This is a genomic window from Deinococcus sp. Arct2-2, from assembly GCF_004801315.1.
Taxonomy (GTDB): domain Bacteria; phylum Deinococcota; class Deinococci; order Deinococcales; family Deinococcaceae; genus Deinococcus.
This window is the reverse complement of sequence record NZ_SSNW01000002.1, coordinates 62,865-79,122: the sequence shown is the minus strand read 5'-3', so window position 1 is coordinate 79,122 and position 16,258 is coordinate 62,865. Positions and strand designations below refer to the sequence as shown.

The 16,258-nt window shown below is 58.9% G+C and carries 15 protein-coding genes; 9 read left to right on the top strand and 6 right to left on the bottom strand.

Annotation, left to right across the window (positions count from 1 at the left end; all coding sequences use genetic code 11):
* Positions 1–18 precede the first annotated feature (18 nt).
* The 7 genes from E7T06_RS01525 to E7T06_RS01495 all read left to right on the top strand — a co-directional run bounded on the left by E7T06_RS01525 (position 19) and on the right by E7T06_RS01495 (position 8,318).
* Positions 19–1,209 carry an anhydro-N-acetylmuramic acid kinase gene (locus tag E7T06_RS01525; RefSeq protein ID WP_136364093.1) on the top strand — a complete coding sequence of 397 codons (1,191 nt, stop codon included), beginning with the start codon at positions 19–21 and terminating at the stop codon, positions 1,207–1,209.
* Positions 1,210–1,304: 95 nt separating this feature from the next.
* Complete coding sequence (gene tal, locus E7T06_RS01520) at positions 1,305–2,234, top strand: transaldolase (RefSeq protein ID WP_136364092.1); 930 nt, start codon at positions 1,305–1,307, stop codon at positions 2,232–2,234.
* 420 nt (positions 2,235–2,654) lie between these two features.
* Positions 2,655–3,512, top strand: a complete 858-nt coding sequence (locus E7T06_RS01515; RefSeq protein WP_136364091.1) for a MurR/RpiR family transcriptional regulator — start codon at positions 2,655–2,657, stop codon at positions 3,510–3,512.
* A gap of 56 nt (positions 3,513–3,568) precedes the next feature.
* A complete protein-coding gene (locus tag E7T06_RS01510) occupies positions 3,569–4,837 on the top strand; it encodes a sugar ABC transporter substrate-binding protein (RefSeq protein WP_136364090.1) in 1,269 nt (422 codons plus the stop codon).
* 189 nt (positions 4,838–5,026) lie between these two features.
* Positions 5,027–5,968, top strand: coding sequence for a sugar ABC transporter permease (locus E7T06_RS01505; RefSeq protein ID WP_136364089.1), 942 nt, complete (start codon positions 5,027–5,029; stop codon positions 5,966–5,968).
* Entirely contained in the window at positions 5,965–6,843 is an 879-nt protein-coding gene (locus E7T06_RS01500; protein ID WP_136364088.1) for a carbohydrate ABC transporter permease, read from the top strand. The genes E7T06_RS01505 and E7T06_RS01500 overlap by 4 nt, the downstream gene beginning before the upstream one ends.
* Positions 6,840–8,318, top strand: coding sequence for a glycoside hydrolase family 3 protein (locus E7T06_RS01495; protein ID WP_136364087.1), 1,479 nt, complete (start codon positions 6,840–6,842; stop codon positions 8,316–8,318). Before E7T06_RS01500 ends, E7T06_RS01495 begins: the two co-directional genes overlap by 4 nt.
* A 23-nt stretch (positions 8,319–8,341) precedes the next feature.
* Here the strand turns inward: E7T06_RS01495 and E7T06_RS01490 are convergent, their stop codons facing one another.
* Positions 8,342–8,983, bottom strand: coding sequence for a DUF1990 family protein (locus tag E7T06_RS01490; RefSeq protein WP_136364086.1), 642 nt, complete (start codon positions 8,981–8,983; stop codon positions 8,342–8,344).
* A 232-nt stretch (positions 8,984–9,215) separates the two neighbouring features.
* Here E7T06_RS01490 and E7T06_RS01485 point away from each other — a divergent pair, with 232 nt between their 5' ends.
* A complete protein-coding gene (locus tag E7T06_RS01485; RefSeq protein ID WP_136364085.1) occupies positions 9,216–9,869 on the top strand; it encodes an HAD family hydrolase in 654 nt (217 codons plus the stop codon).
* A 131-nt stretch (positions 9,870–10,000) separates the two neighbouring features.
* Here the strand turns inward: E7T06_RS01485 and E7T06_RS01480 are convergent, their stop codons facing one another.
* The gene (locus E7T06_RS01480) at positions 10,001–10,723 is read right to left on the bottom strand and encodes an MBL fold metallo-hydrolase (protein WP_136364084.1); all 723 of its coding nucleotides are present in this window, start codon (positions 10,721–10,723) and stop codon (positions 10,001–10,003) included.
* A 169-nt stretch (positions 10,724–10,892) separates the two neighbouring features.
* Between E7T06_RS01480 and E7T06_RS01475 the strand changes: the two genes are divergently transcribed.
* Entirely contained in the window at positions 10,893–12,446 is a 1,554-nt protein-coding gene (locus E7T06_RS01475; RefSeq protein WP_136364083.1) for a DHA2 family efflux MFS transporter permease subunit, read from the top strand.
* A gap of 247 nt (positions 12,447–12,693) precedes the next feature.
* On the opposite strand, the gene E7T06_RS01470 is transcribed toward E7T06_RS01475, so the two are convergent.
* Genes E7T06_RS01470 through E7T06_RS01455 form a run of 4 tightly spaced genes read right to left on the bottom strand, consistent with a single transcriptional unit; the run spans position 12,694 to position 15,765 of the window.
* Entirely contained in the window at positions 12,694–13,341 is a 648-nt protein-coding gene (locus E7T06_RS01470) for a prepilin-type N-terminal cleavage/methylation domain-containing protein (RefSeq protein ID WP_136364082.1), read from the bottom strand.
* The gene (locus tag E7T06_RS01465; RefSeq protein ID WP_136364081.1) at positions 13,338–13,787 is read right to left on the bottom strand and encodes a prepilin-type N-terminal cleavage/methylation domain-containing protein; all 450 of its coding nucleotides are present in this window, start codon (positions 13,785–13,787) and stop codon (positions 13,338–13,340) included. The genes E7T06_RS01470 and E7T06_RS01465 overlap by 4 nt, the downstream gene beginning before the upstream one ends.
* Entirely contained in the window at positions 13,784–14,224 is a 441-nt protein-coding gene (locus E7T06_RS01460; protein WP_136364080.1) for a prepilin-type N-terminal cleavage/methylation domain-containing protein, read from the bottom strand. The genes E7T06_RS01465 and E7T06_RS01460 overlap by 4 nt, the downstream gene beginning before the upstream one ends.
* Positions 14,224–15,765 (bottom strand): hypothetical protein, encoded by a 1,542-nt coding sequence (locus tag E7T06_RS01455; protein WP_136364079.1) that lies wholly within the window; start codon positions 15,763–15,765, stop codon positions 14,224–14,226. The genes E7T06_RS01460 and E7T06_RS01455 overlap by 1 nt, the downstream gene beginning before the upstream one ends.
* Positions 15,766–16,258: the final 493 nt, after the last annotated feature.

Sequence of the window (16,258 nt, the reverse complement as noted above, 5' to 3'; positions counted from 1 at the left end):
ATGCTCTAGCCTGCGCCCATGACTGCACCCCATCCCCGCGTGCTGGGCCTGATGAGCGGCACCAGCGCCGATGGCATAGACGCTGTACTGACCGAGTTTGTCGGCTGGCCTGCGCTGCATGGACCAAGGCTATATGAGCCACAGTTGGGGCAGGGGAGAAGCGGGCCGCCCGCGCTGGCCGATGTGGTGGGCACAGTGCGGGTGCTGGAACACCGCTTTACCCCGTTCCCCGACGACTTGCGGGCTGCAATTCTGGCTACCGGACGGGATACTTCCAGCACATCCGACCTCGCCCAACTGCATTTTTGGTTGGGCGAAGTGTTGGCTGAAGCCGCGGCTGAACTCTCCGACAAAGCCGACCTGATCGCCTCGCACGGGCAGACAGTGATGCACATTCCGCGCCTTGATGTGGGCCGGGGCTGGGTGACGCGGGCGACCCTACAACTCGGTGAAGCCGCCGTGATTGCCGAGCGCACCGGGAAACCTGTCGTCTCCGACTTCCGGCCCGCAGATTTGGCAGCGGGCGGGCAGGCCGCGCCGCTCGTGCCGTTTGCCGACCAAATCATGTTTGCGGGTGCGGGCGTGCGGCGGGCGATTCACAACTTGGGCGGAATTTCTAACCTGACCTACTTGCCGGGCATGGGCGAAGAAGTCTTGGCGTTCGATACCGGCCCCGCTAACGCCCTCATAGACGAAGCCGCCGCCTTAGCGGGCCTGCGTTACGACGAAGGCGGGCACTTGGCGGCCAGTGGGCAAACCGACCAAGCCTTGATCGATCTCTGGCTGCAAGACCCACAACTCTCGGCCCCGCCGCCCAAAAGCACAGGCCGCGAATACTGGACATTGGCGCATCTGCCTGGTGCATCGGCGCTGTCGGTGCCCGATTTGGCCGCCACTGTGACCGCCTTCAGCGTGCAGGCCATCGCCCAAAGTTACGCCCGCTTTGTCCTGCCACACGGCCTAGACGAAATCGTGGTGGCGGGCGGCGGAGCCTTCAACCCGGTGTTCATGGTGCAGTTTCGGGCGGCCCTTGCCCCGGTTGCGGTGCTGACCTTCGAGCAAAAGGGCTGGAACTCTGCGGCGCGGGAAGCGGCAGCCTTTGCGGTGTTGGGCTACTACGCGGCGCAGGGCTGGCCCAATACCTTGCCGCGCACCACCGGGGCCAAACACGCCGTCATTGCAGGCAAACTGTCGTTGCCGCCAAGGTAAAGAAGTGCGTGTGCTAACACTTAAAGTTTGCTCCAGACGCCAGCGGAGTAGCATCAGCACCGAACGACCCATCTTGCATGACCGGAGGAAGACCCATGAACAAACTGGAACAACTGAAAAGCATGTCCATCGTGGTAGCCGATACGGGCGATATCGAGGCCATCAAGCTGTATCAGCCGCGCGACTGCACCACCAATCCGTCGCTGATTCTGAAGGCGGCGCAGTTGGTGGGCTACGGCTCCCTGCTCACGGCGGCAAAGAGTGGCGTGGCAGGCGGCGAAAACGTGGACGCGGTGATCGACCGCCTAACCGTGCAGATCGGCGCAGAACTGACCCGCATCGTGCCCGGCGACGTGAGTACCGAGGTAGACGCCCGCCTGTCCTTCGATAAAGACGCCATGCTGAGCCGTGCCCGCCACCTGATCGCGCTCTATGAAGGCCAAGGCGTAGGCCGCGACCGCATTCTGATCAAGCTGGCCGCTACTTGGGAAGGCATTCAGGCCGCGCAGATTTTGGAGGGCGAAGGCATCCGCTGCAACCTCACGCTGATTTTTGGGCTGGAACAAGCGATTGCCTGCGCTCAGGCGGGCGCGTACCTCATTTCGCCGTTCGTGGGCCGCATCACCGACTGGTACAAAAAGTCCACCGGAATCAAGGATTATCCCATCGACGAAGACCCCGGCGTGCAGTCGGTTCGCAAGATTTACAGCCACTTCAAGGAGCAGGGGTACGCGACCGTCGTCATGGGCGCGTCGTTCCGCAGTGCCGCACAGGTAGAAGCGTTGGCCGGATGTGACCGCCTGACCGTCAGCCCGCAACTGCTGGGCGAGTTGGCCGCCGATGAGGGCGTGCTGGAGCGCCAGTTGCAGCCCAGCGAAGGCAAGCGCACCGAGACCGCCATCACGGAAGCCGACTACCGTTGGAGCCTTGCCGAAAACCCGATGGCAGGCGAGAAGTTGAACGAAGGCATTCGGGGCTTCCATCAGGACACCCAGAAATTGCGTGAGTTGCTGGCTCAAGCTTAAGCGCCTGACCTCTTTCGCGCCGTTCCCAATTCGGGGGCGGCGCTTTTTGCTGCTTCGGCAGCGCAAGCTGACAATCCTGAAAATATCTTTCACCGGAAAATGTGGAGACGGGATCGGGCAGTTTAAACCAGCTTTCCAGTCAAATCCGACAGCTTCTGAATTTGATTAATGTCGACTGGGACGAAATAGGCTGAGATTTTCACGTCTCCACCTTCCGCCGTTTCAAGGCTGCTCTCCCCAAAGCCCGGCCACTAAAACTCTCTCACCTCCAGATATTGGCTGAAATTTTCAGATAGGGGCTTGACATGGGTAATTATTTTTATCATGATAGAGACACAACCAACACAGTTGCACTTAGTCAACAGAACAGCAGCAAACAGCGCAGCAGTTGTTGTCCACCTGTTTTCAGGAGGTTACGCATTGCCCACCGTTCCCCAGACTATTTCTGCGCCGCCTGCTGGCGTGCTGGGCCGTATCCGGTTGCAAGCTTCCGCCCTCTCGCCCAGCCTCAAACGGGTTGCCGAACATGTGTCACACGACGCCGACACCGTGATGCACCAAACGATTACCGAGTTGGCCCTACACGTCGGAGTGGGGGAGGCCACCATTACGCGGCTGTGCCGCAAGTTGGGATTCGCCGGATTTCACGCCTTCAAAATTGCGCTGGCCACCGATGTGTTGGGCCGCCCAGCACCGCCACTCTCCGGCCCCAGTGAAACGCACGCGCAAACCTTGGTTCGCCAATGCGCCCAGACGCTTGAAGACACCGCTCATTTGCACGATCCCGCCGTAATGGACGTAGTGGCCGAAGCCTTAGCACGCGCCCCACGAGTCGACCTGACCGGGCAGGGGAACAGCGGTTTATTGGCCCAGTATTTCGCCCACCGCCTGATGAGACTGGGCATCACCGCCGTCGTCCACACCGATCCTCACCTCGCCGCTGTCAGTATCAGCGCCATGCCACGCGGCGGAGTCGTGATCGGCCTCAGTGGAAGCGGCAGCACCATCGACACCGTGCAGCACCTCAAACTTGCCCAGCAAGGCGGCCATTTCACCGTATCTATTACCCACCGCGCCAGCAGTCCCGTCACCCGTTATGCCAGCGCCGTTTTATTTGCCTCGACTCAAGAAGACCCACTCACCGACAACGTGTTGGGCACACTCACTTCTCAGGCGTTGGTGCTGGAAATGTTATACGCCGCCGTGCTGGCCCGCCGTCCCGAAAGCCACGCCATGCTCAGAGTGACCGCAGAAAGCGTGGTGGACAAGAAATACTGACCGCCCCTGCTCAAGCTGCATCTTCCCGGCCTCTCGGCCAGTTGTAAGGAGTTCATATGAAATACGCCCTGCGTCTGCTCACCCTCGGCCTCGCATTTAGCGCCACTTCCGGCCACCTCAGCACCGCCGCCGCCCAACAGCCCGTGGAAATCCAGTTTTGGACGTGGTACCTCAGCCCCAAATTCGATCCCTACATCAAGACCACCATCGCCGCCTTCGAGAAGGCCAACCCTACCATTAAGGTCAAATGGTTCGATAAGCAGGCCACGATGGTGCAGGATTTTATCGCCAGCGTGAACATGGGCGGCGCGCCCGACGTGGTGAACTTGAACATCGACGAAACCGCCAAGGCCGCCCAGAACGGCTTCCTGCGGGCGGTGGACGGCCTGACCGCCCCTGCCACCCTCAAAACCACGTTCTACCCGCAAACGCTCCGTAACTTTACGATTGGCGGCAAGGTCTACGGCTACCCCTGGTACGGCTCGCTGAACGAAGGCGTGTTGCTGTACAACCCCGATCTGCTGAAAAAAGCAGGCGTAAGTGCGCCGCGCAACATGACCGAAATGCTGAACATGGTCAAGGCCGTGAAAGACAAAACCGGCGCTTATGCGTGGGTTCCGGCCCTCAAAGACCCCGGTGGCGCGTCGTTCCTCGGCTACTTCTTCTCCGATGGCCTGCCCATCTACAACGCCAGCGGTCAGGCGGCCTTCAACTCGCCCGCGCATATTGCCCTGCTACAACGTTACGTCGACCTGTTCAAGGGCGGCTACCTGCCCGAAGACGCGCTGAGAAAAGAAGCTTTCCAGTTGGCCACCGAATTGTACGCCCAAAACAAAGTCGCCATGATCGTGGGCGGGCCGCAAGCCCTGAACCGAATCAAGGACTCTAACCCCAGCCTGTACGCCAAAACGGTAGTCACGACTGCGCCACTGGGCAAAGCAGGCGTGCAAACCGGCACCAGCATGGGCATGGTCATTCCCACCGCCAGCAAGCACCCCGCCGAGGCTGCCAAACTTGCCGCCTTCTTCACCAACAACGTCAATCAAATGGAATTTGCCAAGATCGTGCCGATTGTGCCGACCACCGCCGCCGCACAAAATGATCCTTACTTCAAGAAAGTCAGCGCCGATCCTATTGCCAAGGCCACAAGCTTGGTGGGCGCGTCGGGCCGCTTCATCAACCCCGGCTTCAAGGTTCCCGGCAACAGCGACGACTTGTACAAAAACTTCAGTGACAATATAGAGGCCGCGATGTTGGGCAAGAAAACGCCCGCTCAGGCACTGAATGACACCGTGAGTTATTGGAATACGAATATGAAGAAGTGAGGGCTTGGGGCGTGGAAGCTTGACTTCCTAGCCCCACCCGAATTGGCCCGCCTGCTGAATGCTGGGGCGGGCCTATGTTTGGACTGAGTCCATTTAATAAACCAGTCGTAAACTAAAACCACCCACTCTTTCCACAGCCATTAGTTTTATACAGTCATCAAGTTTCTACAGTTATCAAGGAGGTGCTCTATGACCCGTGCCCAGCGCAGCCTCACACCGCGCACCCGTTCCAGCTTTTCGTGGCGCGATACGCTGATGTCGTATGCATTTTTGGCCCCCGCCCTCATTTTGCTGACGCTCTTTACCTTCTATCCGCTGGCTTACGGCAGCTATTTGGGTTTTACCGAATACGGTGGGGCGCGGTTTGGGCAGGGCCTCCCGCCCAAATGGATCGGCATAGAAAACTTCCGCACCTTGTTTGCCGATCCGCTGTTTCTGACCTCATTGGGTAACAGTGTCAAGTATCTGGTGGTGGTGCCCGTCTTGCAGTTGGCCTCATTAGCGGTGGCCGTGCTGGTCAACAAAAACCTGCCCGGCATGACTTTTTTCCGGGCGGCCTACTACGTGCCCGTCGTCACCAGTATTTCGCTGGCCGCCGTGATGTGGGAATGGGTCTACAACAAAGACGGCACGCTGAATTGGGTGTTGGGAGCGCTGCATCTGTTGCCCAACGGCGCAGTCGGCTGGCTCAACGGCGAGGCCACCGCGTTTTGGGCCGTCATGTTGGTCACCTTCTGGCGCGGCTTCGGCTATTACATGGTGCTGTATCTGGCGGGTCTTCAGGGCATCCCCGAAGAACTGGAAGAGGCGGCGGTGCTGGACGGCGCGTCGGCGTGGCAGCGCTTCTGGCAAATTACCGTGCCGATGATGAAACCCACCATCTTGCTGTGCAGCCTGCTGTCCACCATCGCCGCTCTGCGCGTGTTGGAGGAGGTGTTGGTGCTGACTAACGGCGGCCCGCTCAACAGTACTTATACGGCGCTGATGTACGTCTATTCCAAGGCGTTTCAGGGCTTCAACTTCGATTACGGGCTGGCAAGCGCGGCGGGTTTGGTGGTGGCGGTGGTGGCCTTGGCCCTGTCTGTCGCCAACTTCCGCCTGTTCCGCGAGAGCGATGGAGAAGGCACATGAGCGCTGTCACTAGACCTATTCCAAGCGTGGTACCGCGCCGCAAAAGCAGCAAAAAGGCGCTTCGGCTGGTGCTGCGCTACGTCCTGCTCTTCAGTGTTCTGATCTTTGCCGTGTTCCCGTTCGTCTGGACGTTCGCCATTGCCATTACAGACAAACGCGCCGGAACCAGCATCTACGATTTTCCCGCCAGCCTGTTTCCCAAAGCGGTCACGCTGAACAATTTTATTGAGGTCTACCGCACCTTCGAACTGGGCAAATACGTCTGGAACAGTATTTCCATTACGGCCCTCACGGTAATCGGTACGCTGATCGTGTCGGCGTTGGCGGCCTATCCGCTGGCCCGCTTCCGCTTTCCGGGCAAACACATCATCTTCGCCATCATCGTCGCTACGCTCGTTCTGCCGGGCGAAACCACCTTTATCGTCAATACCCTCACCCTCAAAAAGATGGGTTTGCTGGGCACTCATCTGGGCGTGGTCATTCCCACCATCGCGGGCGCGTTCGGCATTTTCCTGATGCGGCAGGCATTTTTGAGCGTGCCCACTGCACTACTGGAAGCTGCACGGCTGGACGGCGCAGGCGAGATGACCATTTTGACCCGCATCATGTTGCCACTGACCAAGCCTTCGTTGGCCGCGCTGGGTATTTTTACGTTGGTGGGCACGTGGAACGCCTACTTTTGGCCCATGCTGGTGCTGTCTGCCGCGCCCGACAAAGCGCCACTGAGTGTGGCGGTGCTGCGCCTGAAAGGGCAATTCAATTACGATCCCTTCAACATTGCCGCCGGATCACTGATCATGATGCTGCCTGTACTACTGGTGTTTTTGGCGGCCCAGCGCTATTTCATGAAGGGGATGGAAGGAGCCGTGAAGTGACCCTGGCCCTGAACCGCACACTGATCATCGACCTGCCCGGCCCTGACCTCACCCCCGAACAGGCCCAGTTCCTCGCCAGGCACAGTTTCGGCGGCGTGTGCTTGTTTGCCCGCAACTTCAGTACGCCGCAGCGCACGGCCCAACTGGTGAGGGATATTCGCGATGCGCTGGGCCACGACGCCCTCATCGCCACCGATCAGGAGGGGGGCGCGGTGCTGCGGCGACTCGACCGGCCACTTGCGCCGACGCCGCAGGCATTGGGCGTCATCGGCAGCGAGGAAGCGGCGCGGGAGGCGGGCCGAATCGCTGCACGTGGGCTGATCGAACTGGGCATCAACTGGAATTACGCGCCGAGTTTGGATGTAAACGTGAATCCGCTGAACCCGGTGATTGGCGAGCGGGCTTTTGGCAGCGACCCGGAATTGGTCGCCCGGCTGGGCGTGGCATGGGCCTTGGGCAGCGAAGAAGAAGGCGTGCTGAGCGCCGTCAAGCATTTTCCGGGGCACGGCGACACCACTCAAGACAGCCACCTGACTTTGCCCACCGTAACCAAATCCCGCGCCGAATTGGAACAGACCGAATGGCGGCCCTTCCGGGCAGCGGTGGCCGCAGGTGTGGGCAGCATCATGACCGCCCACATCGTGTATCCCGCGCTGGACGCCGTGCAGCCTGCCACCCTCTCGCCTGCCTTCCTGACCAAGTTGCTGCGTACCGACTGGCACTACAACGGCGTAGTCGTGACCGACGCCAGCGACATGCACGCTATTGCAGACCGCCACCCACACGGCGAGGCGGCACCATTGGCGCTGCTGGCCGGGGCTGACGCCGTACTGAGTTGCGGGCATGGCGACCTGACCACCCACGCCGAACATGCCGCCGCCTTACACCGGGCCGTGCATGAGGGCCGATTGTCGCCAGAGCGTGTGGCCCAAGCTATAGGCCGTCTGGAACGCGCCGCCGCCCGTTTTCCCGGTATGCCGCGCCCCTATTCGCAGTCTCAGCAACTTGCCGACCAAAGCCAGATTGAGACTTGGGCGGCCCAAAGCCTCAGCTTCAGCGGCCAGTGGCCCACGCTCGATCCTACCGCCCCCCTTCTTCTCATCGTCCCTGAAACCAGTGATCTAGGCGGCCCTTACGGTGATGCGCCCAGCGGTGCAGCCCTAGCCGAAGTGCTCCGCCCCCACTTTCCCGCCTTACAGGTGGCTCTATTGCGTGATGACTCGGCAGAAGCGTTGGCCTTGCTCGCTCTCTTTCCCACCGTGCCCGTGCTGTTTGCCACCACCAACCGCTGGAGACTCAGCCCACTTCAGACGGAAGTAGTGCGGGCGCTGCACCAACGGGAACAGGTCTTGCATCTGGCCCTTTGGAATCCGGAACATGCTGCCGCCTTGCCGTTTCCGGCGTTGGTGTCGCATGGATTCCGGCCTGCCAATTTTAGCGCGGTAGCTCAAGTATTGGTGCAGCGGCACCCGTGACCATCAATCAAGCCCACTTCCTTTCAAGCGCTTTGCCCGGCCACCAATGCCGGCACATGTGGCAGCATCGGCAGTTCTACCGACTCATGCCCCCGGTTCACGATTCGCCCACCGCTGTAGGCCACCACGCTGTCCAGCACGCGTTCCCAAGTGATTCGCTGCGCCGCGTGAACGCCCAGAATGTAGGCGACTCGGTCAAAGCGCGAGTGGGTTCGCATGACCGACTCCACTTGCACCACCATTCGCCCAGCCTGTGACCCCGGCAGCACCCGAAATTCGGAGGTTCCGGCGTCGGGGTGAAGGCGCAGCGTGCGGGCGCGGAAGCCCAAGTCGTCTACGTGTTCGATGATCACCCGTGCGCGGCGCGTGCCCAACAGCAAAATCCACAATCGGTCTCCCTGCGCTATGGGCGGCGCGGCGTGATCCAGCCCCCGGAACCAAGCCAACGCTTTGGGCGCGTGCTGGGGCAAGCGGCTGCGCCAATCGGCGGCCATGTCCTGCGGCGTGCGCGTGGCCCCCTCCACCTCGGCCCAGTAGCGGCGGCGGGTGAGTGGCCCTACGCCGTCTGCGGGCGTGCTGGGGCGCAGCGGATCAGGCGGCCCACGCACGATGAATGCGGTCAGGGCGAGTGCGGGCAAGGCAAGCAGAGTAGTGCGGCGGAACATGACAGCCTCCAACTTGAGAACGGGCGCTTTGTGTGACTTGCAACAGTGTGGGCAAGATAGCGGTTCACGGCCACTAAACATCCGGCCCATCCTTTAGGCAGCCCAAAGAAACCGCAGAATGCCTGCCACCTGCTCAGCTTCAGCCGTGCGCCGTTATGTCTTCTCCCTTCACTTAAAGTTTTGCCCAGTCAGCTCTTACGTCCATCACCCTTTTCTTGTCTACCTTGGCGGCATGTATAAAGGCGTTATTTTTGATATTGACGGCACGCTCGTAGACAGCAACGACGCCCACGCCCGCGCTTGGGTCAGGGCGTTTGCCGATGAACAGTTGACCGTTTCTTTTGACCAAGTGCGCCCCTTGATCGGCATGGGCAGCGATCAGATGATTCCCCGCCTGACCGAGATTCAAAAAGACACGCCCGAATTTAAGCGACTAAGCGAACGTTGGAAGCAGCATTTTCAGGCTGAGGAACTGCCGCACCTGAAGGCCCACCCCGGCGTGCGTGCCCTCGTGGAGCGGCTGCAAGCGCGTGGCCTGCGCCTGATCGTGGGCACCTCGGCAGATGAGGCTCTGGTGGCCGACCTGCTTAAAGTGGCTGGCGTGGCCGATTTGCTGACCGAATACACCACCGCCTCGGATGTGGAAGCCTCCAAGCCGGAGCCGGACATCGTGCTGGCCGCCGTCAGCAAACTGGGACTGACCCCCGGCGAAGTGTTGATGGTAGGCGACACGCCCTTTGACATTGCAAGTGCGCGGAAGGCTGGCGTGGCGACCATTGCTCTGCGTTGTGGCGGCGACACCCGCTTTGAAGGCGCGGTGGCGGTGTACGCCGATCCCCAAGACTGGCTGGAACAGTTGGATCAGTCGCCGCTGGGCAAGGCGTAAATACAGTTCAAGACAAAAGGCGAGCCGCTGGATCGGAATACCCAGCGGCTCTGGTCTTTGGTGATTGCAACAGTTTAAATGTCGCTCCCTATGGCAGTGGTCAACATCAGCCGCCTACTCCACAGCTGACTTTAAGCGCTAGGTTGCGCGGCCAACGCCTGAAGCTGTTGCGTGGCGTTTTCGTTGACCAAGCCGCCGTGATAGGCCAGCACCGCCTTTGCCGGAAGCTGGGCCAGTTTCGCTATGCTCCGCAGGGCTTCGGGCATATCCGCCGTTCCCTGCGGCCAAGGCAGCGTCAGCGTTCCGTCGTGGCTGCCCAGTGCGTCGCCGGAAATCACCACTCCATCGGCCTCCACGAACAGGCTCATGTGGCCCACCGTATGCCCCGGCGTGTACACCACGCGCACGCCGCCCGCGATGTCCAGCCGTTCGCCGTCTTGCAGTACCTGATCAACTTTGGCTTTGGGTGGGTTGTCGAATACGGCCAGCATTTGGGGCGACATCCCGGCCCGCATTTCCGGCGTGGGCTGCTTTTGGCCCGGCAGGTCGCCCTGCACGTAGGGCACCTCTCCTCCCGAGGTCATCACCCGTGCGCCAGTAGCCTCCACGATGGCGGGCAACGAGCCGATATGATCGAGGTCATGGTGCGTAATGATGACGCGCTTGATGTCGCTCAGGCTCATGCCGATGTTCTCCATCGCGGCCCCGATCTTGTCCTTCATGCCGGGTACGCCCGTATCTACCAACGTCGCGCCGTGCACGTCGTCCACGATCAGCGACACAAACAGAACCGATGGGCCGCTCCCCATGATGGTATCGAGTGGCAAGGCGTAGACGTGATCGCTGATTTTCATAGGGTGAGCCTAACACCGCGCCTCAATGTTGCTGTATCCATGCAGACGGCGCAGGCTTTGAGGTTTGCTTAAACAACGTGGTTTGTAGCAAGTCATCATTCTCTTCGGCTGAGCTGGCTTATGCGTGGCCCAGAGCCTTACAGTAAAGGGCAATGGAAGCTCACCGCCCATGACTGCCTCCCGCCCCGCCCCTTGGACGGCCCCGCAACGCTGGACGTTGGCGGCCACCGTGCTGGGATCGACGATGGCCTTCCTTGACGGCTCTGTGGTGAATGTGGCGCTCAGTGCGCTGCAACGAGACTTTGGCGCGACCTTGGCGGCGGTGGGCTGGGTCGCCAACGCCTACACGCTGATGTTGGCCGCCCTGATCCTGGTAGGGGGCGCCCTGGGCGATCTGTACGGGCGCAAACGAATCTTCGGCCTCGGTGTGGGCCTGTTCGCGGTGGCCTCCCTGCTGTGTGGCCTCGCGCCTCAATTGGGCGTTCTAATTGGGGCGCGGGTGCTTCAAGGCATCGGCGGGGCCTTGCTGATTCCGGGCAGTTTGGCCCTGATCAACGGCGTTTTTCCTCAACAGATGCGCGGGCGGGCCATCGGCCTTTGGTCGGCCATTACCAGCATGGTGCTGATTTTCGGGCCAGCCTTGGGCGGCGTGTTGGTCGATACGGCCTCGTGGCGCTGGGTCTTTTTGCTGAATTTGCCGCTGGCCGCATTGGTGCTGCTGGCCCTGCCCCGCGTGCCCGAATCGCGCGACGAAACCCGGCAGGGCACGCCGCCCGATCTGGTGGGATCGCTGCTGGCGGTGGCCGGACTGGGCGCACTCACGTACGGCCTGATTACGGCGGGCGAGCGCGGCTGGAACGGTGTGGCGCTTGGGGCGACGCTGGCGGGCGTGCTGGGCGTGGCCTTGTTCGTGGTGTGGGAGGCCCGCTCCCGTTCCCCCATGCTGCCGCTGTCTTTGTTTCGTTCGGCGGGCTTTGCGGGCACCAACTTGTTGACCTTCTTGCTGTACGGCGCCTTGGGATCGGCACTGTTTTTCTTGCCGCTGGTGCTGATTGGCGCGTTGGGGTTCAGTGCCACCGCCGCCGGCAGTGCGCTGCTGCCGCTCTCGCTGTTGCTGGCGGGCTTGTCGGGCGTGTTTGGTGGGCTGGCTGACCGCATTGGGCCGCGTTTGCCCCTCACGGTGGGGCCGATGTTGGCGGGCGTGGGCTTTGCGCTGATGGCCCGGGTTGGCGTCGGTGCTGCGTACTGGACAACCATTTTGCCCGCGATGGTGGTGCTCGGGCTGGGCATGGCCATCACGGTTGCGCCGCTGACCACTGCCGTCATGGGCTCGGTGGGGGCCAGTTATGCCGGAACCGCTTCGGGCGTCAACAATGCCGTGTCACGCGCTGCCGGGCTGCTGATGCTGGCGCTATTTACCCTGCTGACACTGGGCAGTTTTGAGCGCTCGCTGGACACCCGGCTGGCGGGGGCCGCCCTGCCCAGAGCTGCACGGCAAAGCATGCTCGCTCAAAGTGACCAACTGGCGCGGGTGCCTCTGCCGAGCACCCTCACGCCGGCGCAGGCAGCAACAGCACAGCAGGCTGTCAAGCTGGCTTTCGTCGACAGTTTCCGGCTGGTGGCGCTGTGGTCTGGAGTATTGGCCGGGCTGGCAGGCTTGGTGGGCTGGTTCGGGCTGAATCCCAAGCGCACTGGCAAGGCTAGCGGCAGTCCATTGACTTAATGCCCCATGATGCCTGTCAGCTGTCTTTCAGAGCGTGAAGGACGTTGGAGAGGCCAGATGGGCACCAGTCAGACGCCGTATTCAGTGCCCTGCTTCCTGAAGTCAGCGGACTCCCAGTATTGATAGTGGCCAAAGTCTGAGTTGGTTCTCGGTGTCAATCGAACCTGCTAGGCCGAGCCGGAGAATCCGGAGCAGAACGGAACTAACGCAAACTTACGCCGTTGTCACTGATGTACAGCTTCAGTCATCAATTGATGTTTCGGGCAAACACTGTGAGCGCAATGGGCGCGCCAGATACAGTGCGTCCACGAATACTCTTGGCGGCCTGTAGATTCAGCGTAACCCGGCGGGAATTCAGTCCTGCATAAGTGAAACTACCTTGACCCAAGAAATCAGTCGTCAGCCGAACCTGTCCATTGGTCAGGGTCGCCGTGGTGTCGGTTTTGTCGGCGCAAGCCGAATACTGCACCAAAACCCGCTGACTGCCGTTGTTGGCATCTGACACAGGGCGAGTCCATTCGTCCGCACTGGCGAGGGCGCTGCGAAGGACAAAATAATAAGCGGTAAATTCAAAAGGAGTGGTGCATCGACCGCCCACTACCGCAGACGAGGTTAGAACCAGAAGATTGTTGCCTATCGCACCCGGAGCACCGGTCGCCGCTGATCCTAGGTCAATCAGTGTACCGGGGTTGCCTATGCTGACAGCCCGTCTTACGTCGTCGGCAATAACGTTGGCAGCCATTTGAGCGTCCCTGATTCCGGAGGAGTTGGCAATGCTCAGTTGCGAAAATTGCGATGATGACTGCATCAATTGCGAGGCAATGCCAAACACTACCAGCGAAAGTGCCATCGCAATTAGCAATTCCACGAGAGTAAATCCTGCTTTGCCATTCATTTGAGGCTCATTTCTGTGGATGCGATCAGGGAACCGCGCCCGACTGTGGAAGAAGTGTAAGCAATAGAGAGCCGCATCAGCCTGGCCGTGCCACTGGGTGTGAATACAGGCTGGGTCGTTTGTGCCACTGGAGCGGTTTTGCAATTGAAAGTAGACACATCAACTTCACAGACTTTCACGGTCCAGGAGTAGCCAGACAAAGGAGTGGGCTGTTGTGTGGCTGCGTCCAGCCTTCCAAACGCAGTCGAATCACGCCAACCATCCTGAACACTTTCTATATACGCTTGAGCCGCTTGATTGATGGTCATCCGACCGCGAGAGGAGGTGTTTTGCGCTGCAGACGTCAGGAGATATCCCGACATCGTCATCACAATCGCAAAAATAGCTATAGCGACCAATACTTCTATCAAGGTAAATCCTTGGCGAGAGCCAACCAGAGTAGTCATGGACTGGTCACCTTGAGCATCGCTGTTGGACCCAGAAGATAAGCGGTACGGCCGCGGTTAACCACAGCCAAGCTGAATTTAACGTCTTGCGGCAACGCTCCATGCGGAGCCAGCAACTCAATTTCATTGCCAACACATACGGATCGGCAAACGCTAGTCATTGTATCAACACTAAGTTTTGTGGTGTTGACAACAGCGCCAGACTGGCTCAAGGTGATTGTCTTTGTTGTGCTATTCCAGGCTAGTTTGACATTTTTGTTGGTATTCCGAACACGATTCTTCGCTTCGGCAAATACGCCTACCAGTGCGGTCACCGCCTGATCGGCCTGAGAACTCCGAATAGATCCAATCAGACTCACAATGCCTATGCCTGCAATGATACCTATAATCGCCAATCCAACCAAGACTTCGAGAAGAGTAAACGCCTGAGTTCTCATCAGTTACCGCTGACTTCTTTCCAAGTATTGGCGTTGCGGGTGATGACAGGTGTCGAAGGAATGATGACCTGCGCTTTTAAATCGAGGAGGAGGCTGTCTAACAGAGGTTTGTCATAGCAAATCTTGGCGTCGTGGTTTCCTGTATTATTGCAAACGCCTATTTTTGCGGTTCCTGCGAGTTTAAAGTCGGCATTGTTGGCTTCTGTACCTGTTTCAGCAACCAAGGCCCCCGCAATAGTTCCGTTGCCCGTCATACTGATTCCGCCCTTGTTGTTGATGACGTACAAGAGGCCAAAAAACGACGAATTGTTATTCTGGATACTCACGCTCGAGCCTGGTGGCAGTTTTGACCCATCGACAATTAGAACGCGTGGGCGAGGTTTCAGCGGTGCCAAGGGTGCAGGACAGTCGGCCAAATTGGCACTCGCACTTGCTCCTAAGGTCAACCACTGCACGGTGTTAGACCCAGTGGGATTGGGACAAGAGTCCGTCGTCACCTTATTGATTGCGGGCAAACTCGCTTCAAAGGTTGTTTTGGTGACTCCAAAAATCGTCTGGAACAACTGGTCTGGTGGAATGTCCATCTTGTTGCAGTTGTAGGTCACGCATGTATCACCTGTGTTCGACCCATTGGTGCTCGAAGTACCGTAGGTTAAGAGTGACGGGACTTCTGTTGTGGGAGCGAGAATTGCGCCGTTTGTCAAAGACGTCGGCGTAAAAATCTGGGTTACTTGCTTACCATTGCCCTGCACCGTGGTCAAAGCGTTCTCACTCACTGCAGTGAGGTCGGCTGTTGTTGTTTTCAGTCCAGTAAAAGGACTGGTGGTGGTGGTCACTTTGGTCACCTGGTAAGTGATGCTCGACTTGGGGTCAGTACTCGCTACGTTGTACGTGACGTTTTGTCCCTCGACAGGAGGCGTCCCAGTGACTGTGGTGGAGTACGTCACGGGCGCACCTGTGCCCACACAATTACCCAACAGTCCGACCGCGCAGGCAATGGTAAATTTTTGGGCGTCAACGGGTGCGCCAGCGACCCCTTGAATCGGGGCATTGCCGCTATCGACTGCGCTGCCCGTGGTCGTGATCGCCGCAGGAGCCATCAATTTAACATTGCCCAAAGGCGGCGGAAGAACAACGCTCACCTCCAAAGTAACCCTGCGCTTCCCGCCTCCCAGCGACGTTCCTTCAGAAGCCAGCACCACTTTAGGACCAACGGCAGTGGCCGTTACCACAAAACTGCCTCCCTCTAACGTGCCGCTTCCGGTGGAGTTGAGTGCGGCAGCCAAAGCAATCGCTCCCGCTTCTGATGTGGTGGCCGTCACCGCAGGTGGAGTGGACGTAAGAAGAAAAGTCATGCGGGCCATACTTCTCTCTAAACCAGCGTTGGCCACATAAAAAGCTGGGATTTTTCTCGCTTCAGCCCCCACCGCTTGCAAAGTGTTCACTGAAGTGATGGTAGTTACAGAGACAAGTAAGAGAACCAGCATGGTCAGGCTGAGCACAATGACGAGCACAAAGCCGTTTTGTCGTACTTGTTTCATAACTCCCCCTTTGTTATTTAACTTCCAGTGACGACAGCACTGGACTATTTTAAAATTTTGCCCCAAACCGATCCGTGACAAGCCATATATTTTCGTGGCCTATGCAGGTTCAGATGTATTTATAAGATGCATGGCTGACAGGTAGTAAAGATGTGCGATCATCGACTTTTACCCCCATTTGTACGGGTTATTTTCTTTTCAAATCGGGAGGCGCAAAGTTATTTACATGAATTGTGGCAATGAATCTAATCTATTTCAAAACTTGGGACTATACCACTTTATATCATCCAAACTCTCACAAAATAAGCACTATCAAAGAGTTAAGTAGCTGTCGGGTAAAAATCCTTCTGTTCGTCAGACTCACGATCCCGTCCCGGGGCGACTCCCAATCTCATTCGCCCTGGGGCGGATGATGCAATTCACTCCCGCTGGATATTTAATGGTAGTCCGTTGAGTTGTCTTGGTGATCCCAGAAACACGTCGTTTTTCGCGG

What these genes read in the sequence shown, in the direction of transcription:
- E7T06_RS01460 (WP_136364080.1), bottom strand. Translation starts at nt 14,224, where the DNA reads ATGAGAACTCAGGCGTTTACTCTTCTCGAAGTCTTGGTTGGATTGGCG.
- E7T06_RS01480 (WP_136364084.1), bottom strand. Translation starts at nt 10,723, where the DNA reads ATGAAAATCAGCGATCACGTCTACGCCTTGCCACTCGATACCATCATG.
- E7T06_RS01475 (WP_136364083.1), top strand. Translation starts at nt 10,893, where the DNA reads ATGACTGCCTCCCGCCCCGCCCCTTGGACGGCCCCGCAACGCTGGACG.
- E7T06_RS01505 (WP_136364089.1), top strand. Translation starts at nt 5,027, where the DNA reads ATGACCCGTGCCCAGCGCAGCCTCACACCGCGCACCCGTTCCAGCTTT.
- E7T06_RS01510 (WP_136364090.1), top strand. Translation starts at nt 3,569, where the DNA reads ATGAAATACGCCCTGCGTCTGCTCACCCTCGGCCTCGCATTTAGCGCC.
- E7T06_RS01525 (WP_136364093.1), top strand. Translation starts at nt 19, where the DNA reads ATGACTGCACCCCATCCCCGCGTGCTGGGCCTGATGAGCGGCACCAGC.
- E7T06_RS01470 (WP_136364082.1), bottom strand. Translation starts at nt 13,341, where the DNA reads ATGAATGGCAAAGCAGGATTTACTCTCGTGGAATTGCTAATTGCGATG.
- E7T06_RS01485 (WP_136364085.1), top strand. Translation starts at nt 9,216, where the DNA reads ATGTATAAAGGCGTTATTTTTGATATTGACGGCACGCTCGTAGACAGC.
- E7T06_RS01490 (WP_136364086.1), bottom strand. Translation starts at nt 8,983, where the DNA reads ATGTTCCGCCGCACTACTCTGCTTGCCTTGCCCGCACTCGCCCTGACC.
- E7T06_RS01465 (WP_136364081.1), bottom strand. Translation starts at nt 13,787, where the DNA reads ATGACTACTCTGGTTGGCTCTCGCCAAGGATTTACCTTGATAGAAGTA.
- tal (WP_136364092.1), top strand. Translation starts at nt 1,305, where the DNA reads ATGAACAAACTGGAACAACTGAAAAGCATGTCCATCGTGGTAGCCGAT.
- E7T06_RS01500 (WP_136364088.1), top strand. Translation starts at nt 5,965, where the DNA reads ATGAGCGCTGTCACTAGACCTATTCCAAGCGTGGTACCGCGCCGCAAA.
- E7T06_RS01455 (WP_136364079.1), bottom strand. Translation starts at nt 15,765, where the DNA reads ATGAAACAAGTACGACAAAACGGCTTTGTGCTCGTCATTGTGCTCAGC.